At 73.3% G+C, this 19,728-nt stretch carries 17 protein-coding genes; 13 read left to right on the plus strand and 4 right to left on the minus strand.

Annotated elements, in window-relative coordinates; genetic code table 11:
• Positions 1 to 251: 251 nt before the first annotated feature.
• From ACFYPG_RS16575 to ACFYPG_RS16585, 3 genes are all read right to left on the minus strand, one after another.
• On the minus strand, positions 252 to 1,064 hold the full coding sequence (locus ACFYPG_RS16575) for an ABC transporter permease (protein ID WP_355008136.1): 813 nt from the start codon (positions 1,062 to 1,064) through the stop codon (positions 252 to 254).
• On the minus strand, positions 1,061 to 1,996 hold the full coding sequence (locus ACFYPG_RS16580; RefSeq protein WP_355494508.1) for an ABC transporter ATP-binding protein: 936 nt from the start codon (positions 1,994 to 1,996) through the stop codon (positions 1,061 to 1,063). Before ACFYPG_RS16580 ends, ACFYPG_RS16575 begins: the two co-directional genes overlap by 4 nt.
• Positions 1,997 to 2,138: 142 nt before the next feature.
• Positions 2,139 to 2,786 carry a hypothetical protein gene (locus ACFYPG_RS16585; RefSeq protein ID WP_355008134.1) on the minus strand — a complete coding sequence of 216 codons (648 nt, stop codon included), beginning with the start codon at positions 2,784 to 2,786 and terminating at the stop codon, positions 2,139 to 2,141.
• Positions 2,787 to 2,935: 149 nt separating this feature from the next.
• Here ACFYPG_RS16585 and ACFYPG_RS16590 point away from each other — a divergent pair, with 149 nt between their 5' ends.
• The 9 genes from ACFYPG_RS16590 to ACFYPG_RS16630 all read left to right on the plus strand — a co-directional run bounded on the left by ACFYPG_RS16590 (position 2,936) and on the right by ACFYPG_RS16630 (position 12,292).
• Positions 2,936 to 3,709: a GNAT family N-acyltransferase gene (locus ACFYPG_RS16590; protein ID WP_355008133.1), complete on the plus strand. Its 774-nt coding sequence runs from the start codon at positions 2,936 to 2,938 to the stop codon at positions 3,707 to 3,709.
• Positions 3,706 to 4,644, plus strand: a complete 939-nt coding sequence (locus ACFYPG_RS16595) for a lysophospholipid acyltransferase family protein (protein ID WP_387352591.1) — start codon at positions 3,706 to 3,708, stop codon at positions 4,642 to 4,644. The genes ACFYPG_RS16590 and ACFYPG_RS16595 overlap by 4 nt, the downstream gene beginning before the upstream one ends.
• 137 nt (positions 4,645 to 4,781) lie before the next feature.
• On the plus strand, positions 4,782 to 5,606 hold the full coding sequence (locus ACFYPG_RS16600) for a DUF4097 domain-containing protein (RefSeq protein WP_387352593.1): 825 nt from the start codon (positions 4,782 to 4,784) through the stop codon (positions 5,604 to 5,606).
• On the plus strand, positions 5,603 to 6,214 hold the full coding sequence (locus tag ACFYPG_RS16605; RefSeq protein WP_357205138.1) for a PadR family transcriptional regulator: 612 nt from the start codon (positions 5,603 to 5,605) through the stop codon (positions 6,212 to 6,214). Before ACFYPG_RS16600 ends, ACFYPG_RS16605 begins: the two co-directional genes overlap by 4 nt.
• Positions 6,215 to 6,296: 82 nt before the next feature.
• Entirely contained in the window at positions 6,297 to 6,998 is a 702-nt protein-coding gene (locus ACFYPG_RS16610) for a response regulator transcription factor (RefSeq protein ID WP_030336721.1), read from the plus strand.
• Positions 6,995 to 8,551 carry a sensor histidine kinase gene (locus ACFYPG_RS16615; protein ID WP_387352594.1) on the plus strand — a complete coding sequence of 519 codons (1,557 nt, stop codon included), beginning with the start codon at positions 6,995 to 6,997 and terminating at the stop codon, positions 8,549 to 8,551. The genes ACFYPG_RS16610 and ACFYPG_RS16615 overlap by 4 nt, the downstream gene beginning before the upstream one ends.
• Before the next feature lie 62 nt (positions 8,552 to 8,613).
• The gene (locus tag ACFYPG_RS16620) at positions 8,614 to 10,236 is read left to right on the plus strand and encodes a trypsin-like peptidase domain-containing protein (RefSeq protein WP_387352596.1); all 1,623 of its coding nucleotides are present in this window, start codon (positions 8,614 to 8,616) and stop codon (positions 10,234 to 10,236) included.
• Positions 10,237 to 10,413: 177 nt separating this feature from the next.
• Positions 10,414 to 11,085: a BON domain-containing protein gene (locus ACFYPG_RS16625; RefSeq protein WP_387352598.1), complete on the plus strand. Its 672-nt coding sequence runs from the start codon at positions 10,414 to 10,416 to the stop codon at positions 11,083 to 11,085.
• A 151-nt stretch (positions 11,086 to 11,236) separates the two neighbouring features.
• A complete protein-coding gene (locus ACFYPG_RS16630) occupies positions 11,237 to 12,292 on the plus strand; it encodes a glycosyltransferase family 4 protein (protein WP_387352730.1) in 1,056 nt (351 codons plus the stop codon).
• 18 nt (positions 12,293 to 12,310) lie between these two features.
• Here ACFYPG_RS16630 and ACFYPG_RS16635 read toward each other — a convergent pair whose 3' ends face one another.
• Positions 12,311 to 13,813: a serine/threonine-protein kinase gene (locus tag ACFYPG_RS16635; protein ID WP_387352600.1), complete on the minus strand. Its 1,503-nt coding sequence runs from the start codon at positions 13,811 to 13,813 to the stop codon at positions 12,311 to 12,313.
• 165 nt (positions 13,814 to 13,978) lie between these two features.
• Here ACFYPG_RS16635 and ACFYPG_RS16640 point away from each other — a divergent pair, with 165 nt between their 5' ends.
• From ACFYPG_RS16640 to ACFYPG_RS16655, 4 genes are read left to right on the plus strand one after another with little or no spacing between them, the layout of a single operon-like run.
• Positions 13,979 to 14,812: a patatin-like phospholipase family protein gene (locus ACFYPG_RS16640; protein WP_387352601.1), complete on the plus strand. Its 834-nt coding sequence runs from the start codon at positions 13,979 to 13,981 to the stop codon at positions 14,810 to 14,812.
• Entirely contained in the window at positions 14,812 to 15,816 is a 1,005-nt protein-coding gene (locus ACFYPG_RS16645) for a 1-acyl-sn-glycerol-3-phosphate acyltransferase (protein WP_387352603.1), read from the plus strand. The genes ACFYPG_RS16640 and ACFYPG_RS16645 overlap by 1 nt, the downstream gene beginning before the upstream one ends.
• Positions 15,817 to 15,837: 21 nt before the next feature.
• On the plus strand, positions 15,838 to 16,158 hold the full coding sequence (gene cutA, locus ACFYPG_RS16650; protein WP_091406014.1) for a divalent-cation tolerance protein CutA: 321 nt from the start codon (positions 15,838 to 15,840) through the stop codon (positions 16,156 to 16,158).
• Between the two features lie 48 nt (positions 16,159 to 16,206).
• Positions 16,207 to 19,674: an SCO7613 C-terminal domain-containing membrane protein gene (locus tag ACFYPG_RS16655; protein ID WP_387352605.1), complete on the plus strand. Its 3,468-nt coding sequence runs from the start codon at positions 16,207 to 16,209 to the stop codon at positions 19,672 to 19,674.
• Positions 19,675 to 19,728: the final 54 nt, after the last annotated feature.

The raw sequence follows: 19,728 nt of genomic DNA on the forward strand, positions 1-19,728 counted from the left end.
CGGGTTTGTGTGGCACGCGGTGGGTCCGCCGCGCCCGATGAGGAGCACGGACTAGACGTATCCCAGGCTACGCCGTACCGATCCCGCAGGCATTTCCGCCTCGGTCCCGTGGCCGGTTTCACAGAAGATGCCAGAAGTTCAGCAACGCCTGCGCACACCGTGTCGAACTGGTAACACCAGGGGCTGGAGGCCGAGCGGACGCCCGACCCCGGAACGGCCAGCTCGCTGCCGCCCCGGGGTCGCAGACGCCGTCAGGCGATGTCGCGCCGTCGGGTGAGCAGGATTCCGACGACTCCGCTGACCAGCGCGTAGCCGATCAGCACCAGGGCCCCGACCCACCAGGACGGGGTGAACTCCGAGGTGCCCTCCGTGATCATGACCTGAGATGCCACAGCGGGCCAGACCACCTGCCATTTGAGCACCGCCTCGCTGTCGAGGAGGTTCGACAGGAGCAGGAAGAGCAGACCCACCACCTGGGTGCCGATCAGGTAGAGCACCGCCGCCGTGATCACCGCTCCGAGCTGGTTGGTGATCAGCGTGCCGATGCCCACCCCGAGGATCGTCCAGATGGCGTAGGCCAGCAGGTTGAACAGCAGCGCCCGCTGCACCGGCCACTCACCGAGCTGAGTGCCGTAGTCGTTCGCGGACAGGAAGATCGCGCCAGCGGCCAGGTCGATCAGCGTGGTGGCCAGCCAGAACATGAAGCCGAGCAGGCTGGCGGCGACGAGCTTGCTGACGATGACCGACGTTCGCCGGGGGGTCGTCAGGAACGTCGTGGTCGCGGTCTGGTGGAAGAACTCGTTGGTGACCATCAGGATGCCGATGAGCATCACGAACATCAGCCCGAGGTACTGGCCCGACGTGTAGAGGTTCGCCGCCTGCGCCGGCGCGGTCGCCTGCTCGGGGCTGACGCCGATGTTCTCGGCGTCACCGCCGAGCGCCGTGACGGCCAACCACGCGTTGATCGCGAACGCCAGGGCGATCGAGAGGAGCGCGCCGATAGCCAGCCACCACCAGGTGCTGGTGGTACGGATCTTGAGTAGCTCCGATCGGACCAGGTTCATCGGATGCCCGCCTTTCCGGCCGTCAGCTCCAGGAAGACCCGTTCCAGATCGGGCCGTTCGGTGGTCAGTTCGTGCAGCTCGACCCCGGCGGCGAGAGCGGATCGGCCGATCGTCGGGGCGTCCACCCCGCCGACCAGCAGCACCCCCTGCTCGTCGGTCTCGACGGTCGCCGACTGCGCCTTCAGGGCGGCGGTCAACACCTCGGCCTGCGGGGTGCGGACCCGGACCCGGGCGCCCTGGGCCATCGACCCGAGCACCTGGTCGACCGGACCCTGCCGGACCAACTGCCCGGCCGCGATGATCACCACGTCGTCGGCGAGCAACTGCATCTCCGACAGCAGGTGGCTGGAGACCAGCACCGTACGACCCTCGTGGGCGAGGTTCTTGAGGAACCCACGCATCCACCGGATGCCCTCCGGGTCCAGCCCGTTGGCCGGCTCATCGAGGATCAGCACGCGGGGGTCACCGAGCATCGCGGCGGCGATGCCGAGCCGCTGCTTCATGCCCAGCGAGTAACCCTTGAACTTGCGCTTCGCCGCCGGGGTCAGCCCGACCAGGGCCAACGCCTCGTCGGCCCGCTGCTTGGGCAGCCCGGCCGCCGCGCAGATGACCCGCAGGTGGTTGATGCCGGTGCGGCCCTTGTGCGCGCTGGAAGCCTCCAGCACCGCCCCGACCTGCCGCAGCGGGGTGGCGAGGTCGGTGTACCGCTGGCCGCTGATGGTGGCCGTGCCGGCGGTCGGCGTGACCAGGTTGAGCAGCATGCGCAGCGTGGTGGTCTTGCCTGCGCCGTTCGGGCCGAGGAAGCCGGTCACCCGTCCCGGCGCCACTGTGAAGGACAGGTTGTTCACCGCCCGGACGTTCTTGTACTGCTTCGTCAGACCGGACACCACGATCTGACCGTCGCTGGTGGGGCTTCGCTGCCCGTCAGTCATCGTTCTCCTCCCGTGTGTGGCGTAGAGGTACGCCGTGGCACAGCGTGACGGCCCGTGGCAACAAGGTCAATCAGGCGCGGTCGGTACGTCTGCCTCCGTCGCGGGGCGGAGGCGACTCATCCCTGCGGACTACGGCCCGGGTTCAGCGGGCGATCCAGGTTGCCCGCGCCGCGCCGAGCAATGACCCGTCCGGGCCGTACAGGCTGGTGTGCACGAGCGCCTTGCGCCCATCGACGCGCAGCAACGCCCCGGTCACCACACACTCGTCGCCCGGCCCGGGCAGCGCCGCGACCACGGCGGCGATCCGGCCCAGCAGGTACGGGCGGCCCGGCGCGAGCACCGCCCAACCACCGGGACAGTCCAGCGCAGCCCAGACCGTTGCCGCGCCGACCTGGGCGGGCGCGCGGAACGGGGCGGCGGTCCGCCCGTCCGGCAGTCGGCCGGGGAAGATCCGCAGCCCGTCGGCCCGCTGCGGCCCGCAGACGTAACAGGTGGGGAACGGATGCTCGACCAGGCCGGGGTATCGGGCCGCGGCGGCGACCGCCGTCTCCAGGTCGACAGGGGGTACGACGGCGTCGATCACCCCGGCCGGGCGTACCTCGGCCACCAGTTCGCCGGCCGGGTCCCGAACCTCGCCGTCGACAAGGGTCAGCTCGGTCTCCAGCGGTGGTGGCCGGCGCAGCGTCACCTCGACCGGCCCGCCGCCGCCCGCCTCGGCGGCGAAGATCCCCGCGCTCCAGCCGCCGTTGCCGGAACCGGCGGGCCCGTTGTAGCGGGTTTCGATGCGCACTGTCGGCCTCCGGTGGAACGTGCCGGCGTCGTCGCCGGGCCGTACCGCAGCCTCGCACGATCGCGGTGAGAGCCATCTGCCGGCCGGCGTTCATCCTGCCGACACCAGTGGTCCCCGTGAATGGCAACCCGGGCCCTTACACAGATCCCATGGCCGTTCTGCATGCCGCTGGCGCACCCCTGAAGACCAGCGGATACACCCTGCTGATCGCCGACGACCCCACCCAGGTCGCGGCCGCGCAACGCCTGCGCCACGAGGTGTTCGCCACCGAGCTCGGCGCCACCCTCCTTCCCGGCGAGGCCGGGTTGGACGTGGACCCCTTCGACGCGTACTGCGACCACCTGATCGTCCGCGAGGACAGCACCGGCGCGGTGGTCGGCACGTACCGGCTGCTGCCGCCGGGGCGCACCAGCCGGCGCTACGCCGAGGACGAGTTCGACCTGAGGCCGCTCGACCCGCTCCGCGACGACCTGGTCGAGGCGGGCCGGTCCTGCGTGCACCCGGACCACCGCTCCGGCGCGGTGATCAACCTGATGTGGGCCGGCATCATCCGGTACCTGCACCTACGCGGCTCCCACTGGCTCGGCGGCTGCGCGTCGGTGCCGGTGGCTGACGGCGGGCGGACGGTGGCCGAGGTGTGGACCCAGGCCCGGGCCCGGCACCTGTCGCCGCCGCCGCTGCGGGTCCGCCCGTTGCGGCCCTGGTTCACCGAGCCGGCTGCCGCCGTCCCGGTCGCCGGTGCCCCGGCCGGGCGGGTGGCGGTTCCGCCGCTGCTGCGTGGCTACCTCCGGCTCGGCGCGTGGATCTGCGGCGAGCCGTCCTACGACAGCGACTTCGGGTGCGCGGACTTCTACGTCCTCTTCTCCCTCGACCGGATGAACCCTCGCTACCTGCGGCACTTCCTGGGCGGTGAGCAGCGGTGAGCGCCGTGCCGCTCGACCTGTGGCGGCCCTCCTCGGGCTGCGACGACGACTGCCTGCCAGCGGCCGGCGAGGTGCCCACGGTGCCGCTGGCCCGCCGGGTGCTCCGGCTGGTCGCCGTGCTCGGCATGCTGCTGGCCGGGATTCCGGTGGTGGCGCTGCTGCCGGTGCTCCCCACTCCGGAACGGCAGGCGCTGGTCAGTGGCTGGGCGCGGACCACTGTGCGCGCCTTCGGCGTCCGCCTCGTGGTCCGGGGTCGGTTGCCCCGGCGGCGCGCGCTGCTGGTCGCGAACCATGCCTCCTGGCTGGACATCCTGGCAGTGCTGGCGGTCGCGCCCACCCGGATGGTGGCGAAACGGGAGATCCGCTCCTGGCCGGTGGTTGGTCTGCTGGCCGCGGCGGCGGGCACGGTCTTCGTGGACCGCGCCCGGCCGTTGGCGCTGCCGAGGACCGTCGCCCGGGTCGCCGACGCGCTGCGCGCAGGGCGGTCGGTGGCGGTCTTCCCGGAGGGTACGACGTGGTGTGCCGGGAACGGTGCCACCGACTGCCGCCCCGGCGGTGGGTTCCGGCCCGCGACGTTCCAGGCGGCCATCGACACGGGAAGCCCGGTGGTCCCGCTGCGGCTCACCTACAGCTGTGCGGCCACCGGGTCGACCACCACGGCAGCGGCCTTCCTCGGCGCGGACACCCTGCTGCGATCGGTGGCACGGGTGGTGGCGGCGCGGGAGCTGGTGGTCTCGGTGACGATCGCCGCCGCGCTGCACCCGGCCCGTGACGCCGACCGGCGGTTGCTGGCCCGGGCCGCCGAGTCGGCCGTACACCTGGTGCCCACGGCGGGTGCCGTGGCGCGGCCCCGGCTGCGGCCGGTCCCGAGGGCGACCCCGGCCGTTTCCGTGCCACCGCCCGCCACGGGCAGCGACCTGGACCTGGCTGCCTAGGGGAGGTACGCCCGCCGCCCCGTCCCTACCGCCCTGGCGGCGCGAGAGTCGCGACAGTCTTGTGATGTCGCGATGTATCGCGTTACAGTCTCCTTCTGTTCGGCGTGCCTTCCGCGCGTCGTCGAGAGGGGGACGCCATGGCCGGTTGGACGGTCGAGAGCCCGCAACGGCTCACACTGGACGCTCCGGTCGTCCGGCTGGACGTTCGACTGATCAGTGGGCGGCTCAACGTGGTCGCCACCGACGGGCCGACCCGGATCGACGTGACCCAGGTCGGCCGTCGGCCGGTCCTGATCGACCACACCGACGGTCGGCTCAGCGTCCGCCAGGAGCGTGGTCGGGGCTGGCCCGACGTCCTGCGCTGGTTCCGGATGATCCACCGCTATCCCCGGGTGGACGTCTCCATCGCCGTGCCCGCCGATGTCCTCGCCGATCTGGGCCTGGTCGCGGGTTCGCTGGTCGCCTCCGGCCTGCGTCGGCAGACCACCGCCCACGTCGTCGCCGGCCAGATCACCCTGATGGGGTTGCGCGGCAGCACCTCGGCGAAGCTCACCTCGGGCCCGGTGGAGGCGCTCGGCGTCCGCGGTGATCTCACAGTGGAGACGATCTCCGGGGAGGTGATCCTCGCCGACAGCGCCGCCGACCGGGTGCGGGCCCAGACCGTCTCCGGCGCCATCACCTGCGATCTGGACAACCCCCGGGGCAGTGAGATCCGGTTGACCACCATCTCGGGCAGCATCACCGTCCGGGTCCGCGCGGACAGCGACCTCGCCGTCCAGTTGAACACCGCCTCCGGCCGGATCACCAGCGGCTTTCCCCAGCTGCGCAGCTCGACGTTCCCGCTGCCCAGCAGCGAGGGGGTGCTCGGCGCGGGCGACGGTAAGCTCTGGGCTTCCGCGACCTCGGGGAGCATCGCCCTGCTCGCCCGAGCCGTCGACGACGATGGAGGGGAGCTGCCGTGACCGCCGTGTTCAGCCACGGGCGGCTCCGGCTCTACCTGCTCAAGCTCCTCGACGACGGCCCGAAACACGGCTACGAGCTGATCCGCCTGCTGGAGGACCGCTTCCTCGGTCTGTACGCGCCCAGCGCCGGCACCATCTACCCCCGCCTGCAACGGCTGGAGGTCGAGGGTCTGGTCAGCCACACGGCGGCCGGCGGCCGCAAGACGTACGACATCACCGACGCTGGCCGGGCGGAGCTGCGCCAGCGGGCCGGTGAGTTGACAGCGCTGGAAACGGACATCGCGGCCTCCGTGGCGGACCTCTCCAGCCTGGCCGGCGAGATCCGCAGCGAGGTACGCGGATCGGCACGCGACCTCAAGCGGGAGTTGAGCGAGGCCACCCGGCAGACCCGGCGGGCCCGGTGGGAGGCACCCGCACCGCCGCCCAGGCCGGCGTCGACCGCCGGGCCGCAGGCCGAGCTGTTCGACGAACTCGATCAGCGGCTGGCCGCGTTCACCGCCGAGGTGGGCCGGCTGATGCGGGCCCGACAGTTCAGCGACACCCAGCTGCGCACCGCGATCCGGCTGCTCGACGGCGCCCTGGACGGGTTGCGTCGCCTGCTGCGTTGACCGGCGTCGCCGGTCGGCGACTCACAGCCTTTTTGCAGGAAGCGTCCAGCGGTGGCGCAGTGACGTCACCGATGATGGGCGCATGCCCGCTACCCAGACCGAGGCGCGACTGCTTGTCGTCGAGGACGACCCCAACATCCTCGAACTGCTCTCCGCGAGCCTGCGGTTCGCGGGCTTCGACGTGGCCACCGCGACAAGTGGAAGCGCGGCGCTCAACGCAGCCAAGGACCACCGGCCCGACCTGGTGGTACTCGACGTGATGCTCCCCGACCTCGACGGTTTCGAGGTCATCCGGATGCTCCGCGAGGGCGGCACGCGTACCCCAGTGGTGTTCCTGACCGCCCGGGACGCCACCGACGACAAGATCCGTGGGCTGACCCTGGGCGGCGACGACTACGTCACGAAGCCGTTCAGCCTGGAGGAGCTGACCGCCCGGATCCGTGCCGTGCTGCGTCGCACCACCACCGGCGAGCAGGCCCCGTCCCGGCTCACCTTCGCCGACCTGGAGCTGGACGAGGAGACCCACGAGGTGCACCGGGCGGGCCAGCGGGTGCAGCTCTCGCCGACCGAGTTCAAGCTGCTGCGGTACCTGATGCTCAACGCCAACCGGGTGCTGTCCAAGGCGCAGATTCTCGACCACGTCTGGAACTACGACTTCCGTGGCGACGACAACATCGTCGAGTCCTACATCTCGTACCTGCGGCGCAAGGTCGACACGACCCAACCCCGGCTGATCCACACTCTTCGCGGGGTGGGGTACGTCCTGCGCAAGCCGGCGGCGTGAACGCTGTCCAGCAGGCGAAGGGGCGGGTGCGCAGCGTTCCGCTGCGGGTGAAGCTGGTCGCCTCGGTGCTCGCGCTGGTCGCCGTCGCACTTCTGGTGATCAGCTCGTTGACCGCGTACTTCCTCCGCAACTACCTGGAGGGCCAGGTCGACGGGCAGGTCCGGTCGACCGCCCAGGGCCTCGGCCAGTTTCTTCTGAAGCTGCGCACCGGTGAGGTCGGCGCGATGCTGCCCAGCGACTACGTCGTGATCGTGGCCGACGAGCGGCAGGTGTACGACCCGCAGTACGACACGCGCAGCTTCGACCCCGAACAGCTGCCCACGTTTCCCGCCACCCGCAAGGACTTCGAGGCGGCGGAGGGCGAGCCGCGCACCGTCATCTCACACGATCGCCTCACCCGCTGGCGGGTGTACTACGCCCCCCAACCGGACGGCTCGGTGCTGGCCGTGGGTCAGCCGCTGACCGAGGTGGACCGGGCGGTGAAGCAGCTCGTCTGGATAGACCTCCTGGTCGGTGGCGCAGTGCTGATCATGCTGGCCTCGGTCGGCGCCGCGATCGTCCGGACCAGCCTCAAGCCCCTCGTCGAGATCGAACAGACCGCCGCCGCGATCGCCGGCGGTGACCTGACCCGCCGGGTGCCCGACCCGGAGGAGGGCCAGGCCGAGCCAACCTCGGAACTGGGCCGGCTGTCGCGCGCGCTGAACGCGATGCTCACCCAGATCGAGGCGGCGTTCACCGCCCGAGCCGCGTCGGAGACCTCGGCCCGATGGGCGGAGAGCGCCGCCCGGGATGCCGCCGCAGCAGCTCAGGCGTCCGAGGCGCGGGCCATCCGCTCCGAAGAGCGGATGCGGCAGTTCGTCGCCGACGCCTCGCACGAGCTGCGGACTCCGCTCACCACCATTCGTGGCTTCGCCGAGCTGTACCGGCAGGGCGCGGCCCGCGAACCGGAGCAGACCGCCGGCCTGCTGCGCCGGATCGAGGACGAGGCCGCCCGGATGGGACTGCTGGTGGAGGACCTGCTGCTGCTCGCCCGGTTGGACATGGAACGACCGCTCTCGCTGACCCCGGTCGAGCTGCCGGTGCTCGCCTCCGACGCGGTGCAGGCCGCGCGGGCGATGGCACCGGAACGGCAGATCGAGCTGGAGATCGCGCCCGAGTCGGGCCCACTCGTCGTCTCCGCCGACGACGCGCGGCTGCGGCAGGTGATCGGCAACCTGGTCACCAACGCGCTCACCCACACCCCGCCAGAGGCCGAGATCCGAATAGGGCTGCACGCCGAGCCGGGTGGTTTCGCCGTCGTGGAGGTGGCCGACACCGGCCCCGGCCTCTCGGCGGAGCAGGCGGAACGGGTCTTCGAGCGGTTCTACCGGGCCGACGCGGCCCGGACCCGGCGGGCCGACGGCAACACCGGCACCGGCCTGGGCCTGGCCATCGTGGCGGCGCTGGTCGCCGCCCACCACGGCTCGGTCGAGGTGGCCCAGACACCCGGCGGCGGGGCCACCTTCCGGGTTCGGCTGCCGCTGCTGCCACAGGTCGACGGAGCGGGCGAGTGACTTTCAGCCAACTTCCAGGACGGTTCCAGGTTGATTGCAGTGCCGGGGGAGAAGGTAGTGGCATGACCGAGTTCGAGTCCGACCCGCAGCGCCGGCCGGCCCCCACCGACGCCGAGCCGTCGCACCCCACCGCCGAGCTGCCGCGCGACGAGCGTGTGCAGTCCGACTCCCCGACCACTCCCGTACCGGTCGTCTCGACCGGCGGCGACCCGACGGTCGCCTCCACCACCGGTGACGCGGAGACCACCGCCGCCACCCCGGCCGCCGCGCCGGCCGGGTACTCCGCGCCCGCCGGCCAGCCGACCGGGTACGAGCCGTCGACCGGCTACGAGCGCCCGGCCGCCACGCCGTCCGCACCGCCGTACCCGGTCTCCGGTCACCCGGCGCCCGGCCAGCCCGGCTACCCGCAGCCGGCCGGCCACTACCCCGGTGCCCCCTGGTACCAGGGCCAGCAGTCCGGCTGGGCCGGCGGGGGCCAGCCGGGCATGCCGTACGCCCAGCACCAGCAGCACCCGGGGCAGCACCAGCAGCACCCCGGGCAGCACCAGCAGCACCTCGGACAGCACCCGGGCCAGCCGGTCCCGCCGTGGGGCCCGCAGGTCGCGCCGCCCGGCAGCGGCCCCCGGCCGGGTCGAATCGCCAAGTTCGCCGGTGCCGGCGTCGCGGTGTTCGCCCTGATGCTCGGTTCCGGTGTCGCCGGTGGTGCGCTCGCGCTCGCCCTCGACGGCGACGGCGGCGGCATCACCCGCACCTACTCCGCGGCTCCCGTGATCAATGGCGCGGACCTGCCGAAGATCGCCGCGTCGGTGCAGGACAGCGTCGTCTCGATCACCACCGGCAGCGGTGAGGGCTCCGGGGTGGTGCTCAGCGCCGACGGGTACGTGCTGACAAACAACCACGTGGTCGCGTCCGCCTCCGGCGACGCCGTGCGGGTGGTCTTCGCCGACGGCAAGACCGCCGACGCGAAGATCATCGGCACCGACCCGAAGACCGACCTGGCCGTGGTGAAGGCCAACGGGGTGAGCGACCTCAAGCCGGCCAAGTTCGGCGACAGCGACGCCATGCAGGTCGGCGACCAGGTGCTCGCCCTGGGCAGCCCGCTCGGTCTGCAGGGCTCGGTGACCTCCGGCATCCTCAGCGCCCGGGACCGCACCATCCGGGCCGGTGAGGGTCAGCCGCAGGACCCGACCCAGCAGCAGAGCCAGACGGTCTCCTCGATCTCCGGCCTGCTCCAGACGGACGCCCCGATCAACCCCGGCAACTCCGGCGGCGCGCTGGTCAACACCCGGGGCGAGGTGATCGGCGTCAACACCGCCATCGCGACCTCCGGGCAGAGCACCGGCAACATCGGTGTCGGGTTCGCCATCCCCAGCAACAAGGCCAAGGACGTCGCGGGCAAGCTCCAGCGTGGCGAGAAGGTCAGCCACCCGTCGCTCGGAGTCGGCGTCAACCCGGCCGAGGGTGGCGGCGCCCTCGTCGCGTCGGTCACCCCGGGCAGCCCGGCGGAGAAGGCCGGCCTCCAGCGCGGCGACGTCGTCACCCGGTTCGGCGACAAGCCCGTCAACGACTCGGACGACCTGGTCGGCGCGGTGCAGGCCGGCAAGGTCGGCGACCGGGTCGAGGTGCAGTTCAAGCGCAACGGTGTCGAGAAGTCGGTGACCGTGACGCTCGCCGAGACGTCCTGATCAGTTACTGAACCTGCTTCCTCCCTCCGGCGGCGGGTGGCGGGGCCGAGGGGGTCGGCTCCGTCACCCGCCGCTTCTTTACGCCCGGACGGCGGTTCACCCTGATCGGGTGAGCCGCCGTCACCCGTCCGCCCGGCAGGTTCGGAGGGCGACGACCGGAACCGGGGGTGGAGTGCCATGACCGAGGTGGTGGGTGTCCGCGAGGACCAGCGGATCCAACGCGACGTCCTGGCCGAACTGGCCTGGGACCCCCAACTGCAACCGAACGAGATCGGGGTGACAGTCGACCAGGGCGTGGTCACCCTGACCGGGTTCGTGGACGGTGTCGCTCGCGGCTGGGCCGCGACGCGGTGCGCACAGCGGGTTCGCGGCGTACGGGCGGTGGCCGACGAGATGGAGGTGCGGCTGCCCGGCACCCCGGGGCGTACCGACGCCGAGGTCGCCGACGCCGCCACCCGCGCCCTGGAGTGGGACAGCTTCGTGCCCGCCGAACGGCTGGACGTGACAGTGGCCAACGGCTGGCTGATGCTGCGCGGCGAGGTCGAGTTCGGGTGGCAGCGGCGGGCCGCCGAGGGCGAGGTGCGCCGGCTCGACGGCGTACGGGGGATCACCAACCTGATCGAGGTACGACCCGCGGCGCCACCGGACGCCGAGCGGCTGCGGCGGGACGTCCAGCGGGCGCTGCTGCGCACGCTCGGCGGCGAGCGGGTGACCGTCGAGGTGGACGGCGACACGCTGGTCCTCGCCGGGGTGGTCCGTTCCTGGTGGGAACGTGACCAGGTCGAGCGGGTGGCCTGGTCCGCGCCCGGGGTGCGGGTGGTCCACGACCAGCTCCTGGTGGGCGGGTGATCGTCGTCCGCCATGTCCGGTTTACCTGGGACGCCACCGGGAAACCGCCGCCGACCAGCGGTGCCGCCGTACCGGGGAGCAACGGGGAGGACTCGTGGCCGTGAACCACTCGCCTGCGGGCCGCCCCGAGGAACGGTCGTTGCGCATCGCGATGGTGGTTCCGCCGTGGTTGTCAGTGCCGCCGCCCGGCTACGGCGGTCTTGAGCAGGTCGTCGCCGCCCTGGTGGACGCGCTCTGCGGGCAGGGGCACTCGGTGACCCTGTTCGGCGCCGGAGGTGACCACGGCACGGCGGCCGACGGCTTCGTCTCCACCGTGGCCGAGGTCCAGTACGAACGGCTCGGCGAGTCACTGCCCGAGCTGGCACACCTGGCCCGGGTGAAGCGGCTGATCAGCCCGGCCGACTTCGACGTGATCCACGACCACACCACTATCGGTCCGCTGGTCGCCGGCCGTCGGGCCGTGCCGACGGTCGCGACAGTGCACGGCAACCCCGTGGGGGAGTACGGCGACGTGCTGAGCGACATCGACGCGGGCGTGGCACTGGTGGCCATCTCGCACGCCCAGCGTCGGCTGAACCCGAACCTGCCCTGGGCCGGCACCGTGCACAACGCGCTCGACATCCGCGGTTTCCCGCGCAAGCACACGCCCGGCAAGGGGCCGGTGCTGTGGCTGGCCCGGTTCAGCCCGGACAAGGGCCCGGACACCGCCATCCGGGCGTGCCGGGCGGCCGGATTGCGCCTGGTGTTGGCCGGCAAGTGCAACGAGCCGGCCGAGCGCCGCTACTACGAGCAGGTCGTCGCGCCGATGGTCGACGAGGACGTGACAGTGGTGCTCAACGCGGACCGCGCGACGACGCTGCGGATGCTCGTCGACGCGCGCTGCCTGATCATGCCGATCCAGTGGGACGAGCCGTTCGGCATGGTGATGCTGGAGGCGATGGCCACCGGCACGCCGGTGGTGGCGCTCAACCGGGGTGCGGTGCCGGAGCTGGTGCGACCAGGGCTGACCGGGCTCGTCGTCGAGCGGTCGGAGGAGCTGTCCGCGGCGTTGCTCGCGGCGGAGCGACTCGACCCGGAGGACTGCGTGGCGCACGTGGCCCGGAACTTCTCGGTCGAGCGGATGGCGAGCGGCTACGCAGAGGTCTATCGGCGCTTCGCTCTCGGCCGGCACGACGTCCGTGAGCCGGCCCGGGTGCCGGTGCGCTGACCCACCGGTGTCGCCGGGTCAGGCCCCGGTCGCGCCCAGCTCGGCGATGGCGGCGTCGAGCCGGGAGGCGTACGCCGGGCTTATGCCGCCCTCACCGAGACGGACGGCGACCTTGGCGCGCAGCCGGGCCACCGGCGGTGCCAGCTCTTCGCGGCCGGAGCTGACCGCGACGGTCAGGTTGCGCAGTTCGTTGCGCAGGTCGAGGGCCACGTCGTCGCGGATCTCGCCAGCGCTCAGCCCGGTGCCGATCAACCCGTCGACCCGGCTCGCGACCTCGGTGAGAGTGCCCGGGTTCGAGGTGGGCGCCACGGCGGTCGGCTTCGTCGAGGGCGTCGGGGTCGGCGGGGTGGACGTGATCGGCGTGGACGGCTGGGGGGTCGGCGGGTCGGTCGACGGGGTCGTCACCGGCCCGGCGGAGGGCTGTGCCCGGCGGGTCGGCTGCTGTTCGGGCAACAGCGCCACCCCGGCCACTGTCACCCCGACGGCCAGCACCGCCAGCAGCACCACCAGTCGACGCCGCGACCAGCCGGACCCGGTCGGCGGCTCGCCCGCGCTGGAGGAGGCTCCGCCGTCCGAGGCGGCTCCATCCAGTCGCGCCGCCGCCGGGACGCTGGCCGTCGCGACGGCGGGCGACTGCGGTGGCAGGGGCTGGGTGGGCACCCGGATGGTCGCCGTCGGGGGCTCGGCGGGCAGCGAATGGTCGCGGAGCGCGGTCGCGACCTGCCGGGCGGTGGGCCGGTCGGCCGGATTCCGAGCGAGGCTGCGCAGGCAGATCTCGACCACCGGCGCGGGCAGGTCCGGTAGATCGGCCAGCGTCGGCGGTGGACCACTGGCCAGCGCGGCGCTGAGCTGCTCCCAGGTGTCCGCCGGATACGGGACCCGACCGGTGAGCGCCTCGTGCAGCAGCACGCCGAGCGAGTACACGTCGGTGGACGGCTGGGCCGGCGCGCCGTCGAGACGTTCCGGGGCGACGTACGCCGGGGTGCCGAAGGTCTCGCCGTCCTCGTCCTCGTCGGGCGCGCCGATCCGGGTGGCGATGCCGAAGTCGAGCACCTTGACGCCCGTCCCGGTCATCATCACGTTGGCCGGGGTGATGTCCCGGTGCACGATGCCGAGCCGGTGCGCGGCCGCCAGCGCGTCCGCCACCTGCGCGCCCACCTGGACCGCCTCGGTCCACGGCAGCGGCCCCTCGGTGAGCCGAAGCTTCAACTCCTCGCCGTTGAGCAGCTCCATCACCACGAACGAGGTGATCGAGCCGTCCGGGTCGACCGTCTCGCCGTAGTCGTGCACGGAGGTCAGGTGCGGGTGCACCAACTGGGCGGCGGCCCGTGCCTCCTCGCGCACCATTCCCCGGAACCGCGCGTCCGCGGCGAGTGACGGGGCGAGCACCTTGAGCGCGACCACCCGGTCCAGTACCTCGTCCCGGGCACGCCAGATGACCGACATGCCACCGGCGCCGATCTGGTCCAGAAGTCGGTATCTGCGAGCCAGCAATCGGCCCGGATGCAGCGCTGCCTTCACGGATCGCACCTGCCTCAGGGGTGGGAGCGGTATCAGGTTGCGCGAATGTGTCCTGCCTGTCAACGCCGTCGCCGCCGGCCGTCGACGGACGGTGCCTGCCGTGCGCCGACCGCCGGCCGACAGCGGCCCACCGGTCGGCGGCGGGCCCGTGCCAGGATGGACGACATGGCGGGGGGACCGGTGGCGTTCGTGCTCGGCGGCGGGGGAGTGCTCGGCGCGGTCGAGGTCGGCATGTTGCGTGCCCTGTTCCGGGCCGGCATCCAACCCGACATGGTCCTCGGCACCTCGATCGGCGCGGTCAACGGCGCGCTGGTCGCCGCCGACCCGTCCGAGGCGGTGACCGACCGGCTGGTCCGGCTCTGGGCCTCACCCGAGGCGAGCGAGGTGTACGGCGACTCGGTCGCCCGGCAGCTGCGCCGTTTCGCCGCCCGCACCCACCTGCACTCGCCCCGGCCGCTGCGCCGCCTGTTGGAGACCGAGCTGGGGGTGGACACCACCTTCGCCGATCTGCGGGTGCCGTTCCGGTGCTGCGCCGCCCACATCGAGCGGGCCGCCGAGCACTGGTTCGACAGTGGTCCGGTGGTGCCGGCGGTGATGGCGTCGGCCTCGGTGCCGGGTCTGCTTCCGCCGATGGAGATCGACGGCGCGCACTACGTGGACGGCGGGATCGTCAACTCCATCCCCATCGGCGAGGCGGTGGCCGTCGGCGCCCGCCGGATCTACGTCCTCCAGGTCGGTCGGATCGAACGGGAGCTGACTCCACCCCGTCGGCCGTGGGAGATCGCGCAGGTCGCGTTCGAGATATCCCGCCGGCACCGCTTCTTCCGGGAGTTGGCGGCTCTGCCGGAGGGCGTGGAGGTGCACGTCCTGCCGACCGGCGGGGTCAACCCCCGCGACGACACGCCGTGGGCGTACCGGGACATGGCGGCGGTGGGACGGCGGATCAGTCGCGCGTACACGGCCTCCCGGCGCTACCTCGCGGCCCACCAGGAGCGTTGATGCCGTTACCTCCGCGGTGGCTGCGTCGGTTGCTGTTCGCGCCCTCCGTCGTGCTGCTCGCCTTCGTCGTGGTCACCACGTTGCCGATCTGGGCGCTGCTGGCCGCAGCCGCGTCGCCGCTGGTCCCGGGCCGGTTGCGTCCACTGCGACTGCTCTGGATCGGCTGTTTCTACCTGGTCTGGGACGCTGCCGCGCTGCTCGCGCTCTTCGTGCTCTGGGTCGTCTCCGGTTTCGGCTGGCGGACCCGGTCGCCGGCCTTCCAACGCGCGCACTACGTGCTGGCCGGCTGGTTCCTGCGGGTGCTGTTCTGGCAGGCGCGTTGGACACTGCGGTTGAGCATCGACGTGGTGGGCACCGACCCGGACACTGCGCTGCCCGGCCGGCCCGAGCTGGTGCTCTGTCGGCACGCCGGGCCGGGCGACTCGTTCATCCTGATCCACGGGCTGGTCAACTGGTTCAACCGGGAGCCTCGGATCGTCCTCAAGGACAGCCTCCAGTGGGATCCGGCGATCGACGTGCTGCTCAACCGGCTGCCCAACCGGTTCATCGCGCCGACTCCGGAGCGCGGCGAGGAGACGGTACGCCAGGTCGGGCACCTCGCCACCGGCCTGGACGACAACGACGCGTTCGTGATCTTCCCCGAGGGCGGCAACTTCACCCCCCGGCGACGGCTGCGCGCCATCGCCCGGTTGCGCTCCCTCGGCCTGGAACGGATGGCCCTGCGCGCCGAGCGGATGCGCCACGTGCTCGCCCCGCAGCCCGGTGGGATGCTCGCCGCGCTGGACGCCGCACCCGACGCCGGGGTCATCTTCGTCGCCCACACCGGTCTGGACCGGATGCTCACCGTCGCCGACGTGTGGCGGGAACTGCCGATGGACAAGCGGATCGTGATGCGGTTCTGGTCCGTGCCGCCGGAGGACGTACCGACCGGACGGCAGCAACGCATCGACTGGCTCTTCGACTGGTGGGCGCAGATTGATGCCTGGATCGCCGCTAATCGGTAAATGTCCGCGTAGGGTGCGGGCGTGGACGAGATCTGCGTGGTGACAACGGTGGTGGACGCGCGTTCGGTCGCCGACGTGCTGGCGGCTGCGGCCGTCGCCGGCAGGCTCGCCGCCTGCGCCCAGGTGGGTGGTCAGGTGGACAGTACCTACTGGTGGCGGTCCGGGATGGAGACGAGCACCGAGTGGTCGGTGCAGTTCAAGACCGCACCGGATCGGCTCACCGCGTTGCTGGATCAGATCCGGGTCAGCCACCCGTACGAGGTGCCGGAGATCCTGGTGTCCAGGGTGGAGAGCGGTAACCCCGACTACGCCACCTGGGTGTACGAGCACACCCGATCCTGAGTACGCGCACTCTGGGTCGCACCCCGGTCGGTTGTCGATGATGACCCGGTGGACGACACCCGTTACCCCTGCCCCGCCTGCGGCGCACCGGCCGATCTGAGCGCCGGATGCTCCGGCTGCCGGCGCGCACCCGACCCGATCGCCGCCGAGGTGGTTCGGCTGAGCCGGGAGGTCGCCGAGCTTGAGCCGCAGGTGGAGCGGGCTCGTCGCACGTACACCGAGCTGGCCGGACGGCTGTCGACAGTGTCCGGGCGGCGAGCCGAACTGGCCGCGGTCGTCCGCGCCGGGCTGGCGGCCTCGGTCGTGGCGCGCCCGGTGCCTGCTGCCGGATCGGCGCCGTTCATCGGCCCGGGCCCCGGCGTCGCGACGGGTTCGCGGCCGGGTGCGGCGGAAACCTCGACCCGGACGGTCCAGGGTCTGCTCTTCGTCCTCGGTGGACTCCTGCTGGGCACCGCGGCGGTGGTGTTCACCGCGGTCGCCTGGGCGGCGGTGGGGGTCGCCGGCCGGGCGTTGATTCTGGTGGCGTTCACCGCGCTCGCGCTGGGCGTACCGCTGCTGGCGGTCCGCCGAGGGCTGCGCGGCACGGCGGAGACGTTCGCCGCGGTGGGGTTGCTGCTGGTGGTGCTGGACGGTTACGCGGCCTGGTCGGTGAACCTGGCGGGCGTGACCGGCTGGCCGGGCAGCCGGTACGCCGCGCTGGTCGGGGGGGCCAGCGCGGCGGTCGCCGTGGCGTACGGCCGGTGGAGCGGGTTGACGGGGCCCTGGTTCGCCGCCCTGGTGGCCGCCCAGCCGGCGTTGCCGCTGCTCGCCGCCGAGGCGGGGCTGGGTGCGGCGGGGTGGGCGTTGGTCCTGCTCGGGGTGGCGTCGCTGAACCTGGCCGTGCTGGCCGCGCTGCGTGGTCGGGGAGGGGCGGCGCAGCTCGTCGGCCGGGTGTTGGCCGGCACCGGTCACGTCGCCGCGCTGGTGGGCGCTTCGGCGTGCGCGGTGGTGCCGCTGGTCGGTGGGCGGGCGGGGGGCTCGCCGCTGCTGGCCGGGGTGCCGCTGTTGCTGGTCGCGCTGACCGGGTTCGGCGCGGCCTGGCTCGTCGGGGGGCGGGCGCTGCGGGCGGTGGCGGCAGGGCTGCTGGTGCCGGTGCTCGCCGCCGCCCTGCTGCGTCCGGTGGCGGAGCTGCGGCCGTCAGTGCTGCTGCTCGCGGCGGCGACTGTGGCGCTGGGGATGGCCGCCGCCGTGCGGTTCCTGCCGGCGTTGGCGGCGGTGGACGGTGGCGGCGGTTGGCGGACCGGTCCGCGAGCCGGCGCACTTTTCGTCGCGGCCGGCACGGCGCAGGTCACCGTGTTGATCACCGTCGGGCTGGCGGTCGCCGCAGTCGGCCGGTCGTTGCCGCTCTGGGGCGGGGCTGGGACGGGGCCGGACCTGAGCTGGGGTTGGCAGCTGGCACCGGCGGTGGCACTGACGATCGGCGCCACGGTGCTGCTGCTCCCTGCCAGCATGCGGGCGGTGCTCGCCACGGCCGGCGCGGTGGCGGTGCTGTTCGCCGTGCCCGCCGGCTGGACGGCCTCCTGGCCTCAGGTGGTGGCCATCGACCTGGTCGGCGGGGTCGCGTTGCTGCTCGCCGTACTGGCCCGTCCGACCACCCCGCCCGTCGCCCTGCGCTCGCGTGCGCTCGGCGGTGCAGTCCTGCTCGGGCACGGGCTGCTGGTCGCCCTGGCCGCCCCGGCCGGTGCCCTGGTGACGCTCGGCGTGCTCGCCGTGGTCGGGCTGGCGTTGGCCGTCCGACAGGGGGCCGGCGCGTACCGGGAGGTGGCCGGTACGGGTCTGCTGGTCGGGCAGCTCGCGCTGCCCGCGATCGCGGCGGTGGCGGCGTTCGCCGTGGGCGGGCCGCCCTGGTGGCAGGCCCGGCTCGCGCTGGCCGCCGCCGGGTTGTCGCTGGTCGCGGCCCTCGCGGTCCGTCGCCACCGGGTGGAGCTGATCGGGTACGCGGTGACCGGCGCCGTCGCCGCGGTGACCGTGCCCGGCCTCGCGCCGCTGGTCGCGGCGGGTGACGAGCCGCTCGCGCCGTACGCGGCGCTGGCCGCGTTGGGTGTGGCGTTCGTCGCCGGCTGGCTGCCGTCGGCGAGCGCCTCCGGCCAGGCGGCCCTCGGGGAGCAGCCGGCGGTTGACGGGCGCGAGTCGGCCCAGTCGGCGTTGTTGCTGGCGGCCGGCGGAACGCTGGCGGTGGTCGCCGTCCTGGCGGCCCTGCCGACAGTGCTGACCGCGCTCGGGTCGCCCTACGGCGGCTGGAACCGGGTGTGGTCGGGGGCGCCCACCGTCGTCGCCGACCCGACGGTGCTCCCGGTCGGGTTCGCGCTGGTCGTGCTGGCGGTGGCCGGTGCGCTGGCCGGTCGGCGGGTCGGTCTGCCGGTGCCGGCCGCGCTGCCGTTCCTCGCGGCGGCGCTGCCGGTGCTGCTCATCGCGATCGGCGCGCCGTGGCCGGTGCTACCGGCCGCCGTTCTGCTCGCCGGCCTGGCGGCGCTGCTGTTCACCGCGCTGGCCGCCGCGCGCCCGGCGCTCACACCGGTCGCCGTGCCGGTGGGCGTGGTGCTGGTGGCCTCCGGTGTGCTCGGTCTGCTGGCCACCCGGGCCGGGACGCTTGCCGCCGAGGCGGCGCTGCTGGTGGCGGCGGTCGCGGTCGCCGCCGGCGCGCGCCGGTTCGAGGTACGGGTCGCCGGCTGTCTCGCCGCCGTGGGCGCGGCGTCCGCGTTGGCGGTGACCGCGCCCCTCGCCGGTGGGCTGCCCCTGCGGGCTGCCTCGTATCCACTGCTGGGGGTGGCCGCGTTGGTGCTGGTCGCCGCCGCGGTCACCCCGACGCGGGTCCGGCTGGGACGGGTGCTGGACGCCGCCGCGCAGGCCGTCGCGCTGGTGGCGGCGGTGCTCGCCGTCGAGGCGGCGCGGCACCTCGCCACCATCTGCGTGCTCTGGGGTGCCGCCGTCGCGTTGCGGCTGCTGCGCCGGGGTGAACCGGCCGGCCGGCGGTGGGCGTTCGCCGGGATCGCCGCCGGCAGTGAGTTGCTCGGGGCCTGGGTGCTGCTGGCCGCCGGAGGGGTGACAGTGCTGGAGGCGTACACGCTGCCGGCCGCGGCGCTCGCCATCGGAGCGGGTCTGCTGGCGCTGCGCACCCGGCCGGGGCTGACCAGCTGGCCGGCCCTCGGCCCGGGGTTGGTCGCGGCGTTGCTGCCCAGCCTCGTGTCGGTGCTGGCCGGGGCGGACCCACAGCCCTGGCGGCGACTGCTGCTCGGCGCGGCGGCGACCGGCGCGGTGCTTGCCGGCGCGACCCGCCGGTGGCAGGCGCCGGTGCTGCTCGGCGGCGGAGCGCTGACGCTGCTGGCGCTGCACGAGCTGGCCCGGGGGTGGGATCTGCTGCCCCGGTGGATCTACCTGGGAATCGGCGGGCTGGCACTGGTCGGGCTCGCCGCCACCTACGAGCGGCGTCGACGTGACCTGGCTCGACTGCGCGCCGCGGTGGGCCGGCTGAGCTGAGCCGAACCCGTAGGGGTAGGGCCTGCCCTACCCCCCATTCGGGGGCTGTCGGGG

The sequence above is a fragment of the Micromonospora sp. NPDC005553 genome (assembly GCF_042871765.1).
In the GTDB taxonomy this organism is placed as follows: domain Bacteria; phylum Actinomycetota; class Actinomycetes; order Mycobacteriales; family Micromonosporaceae; genus Micromonospora.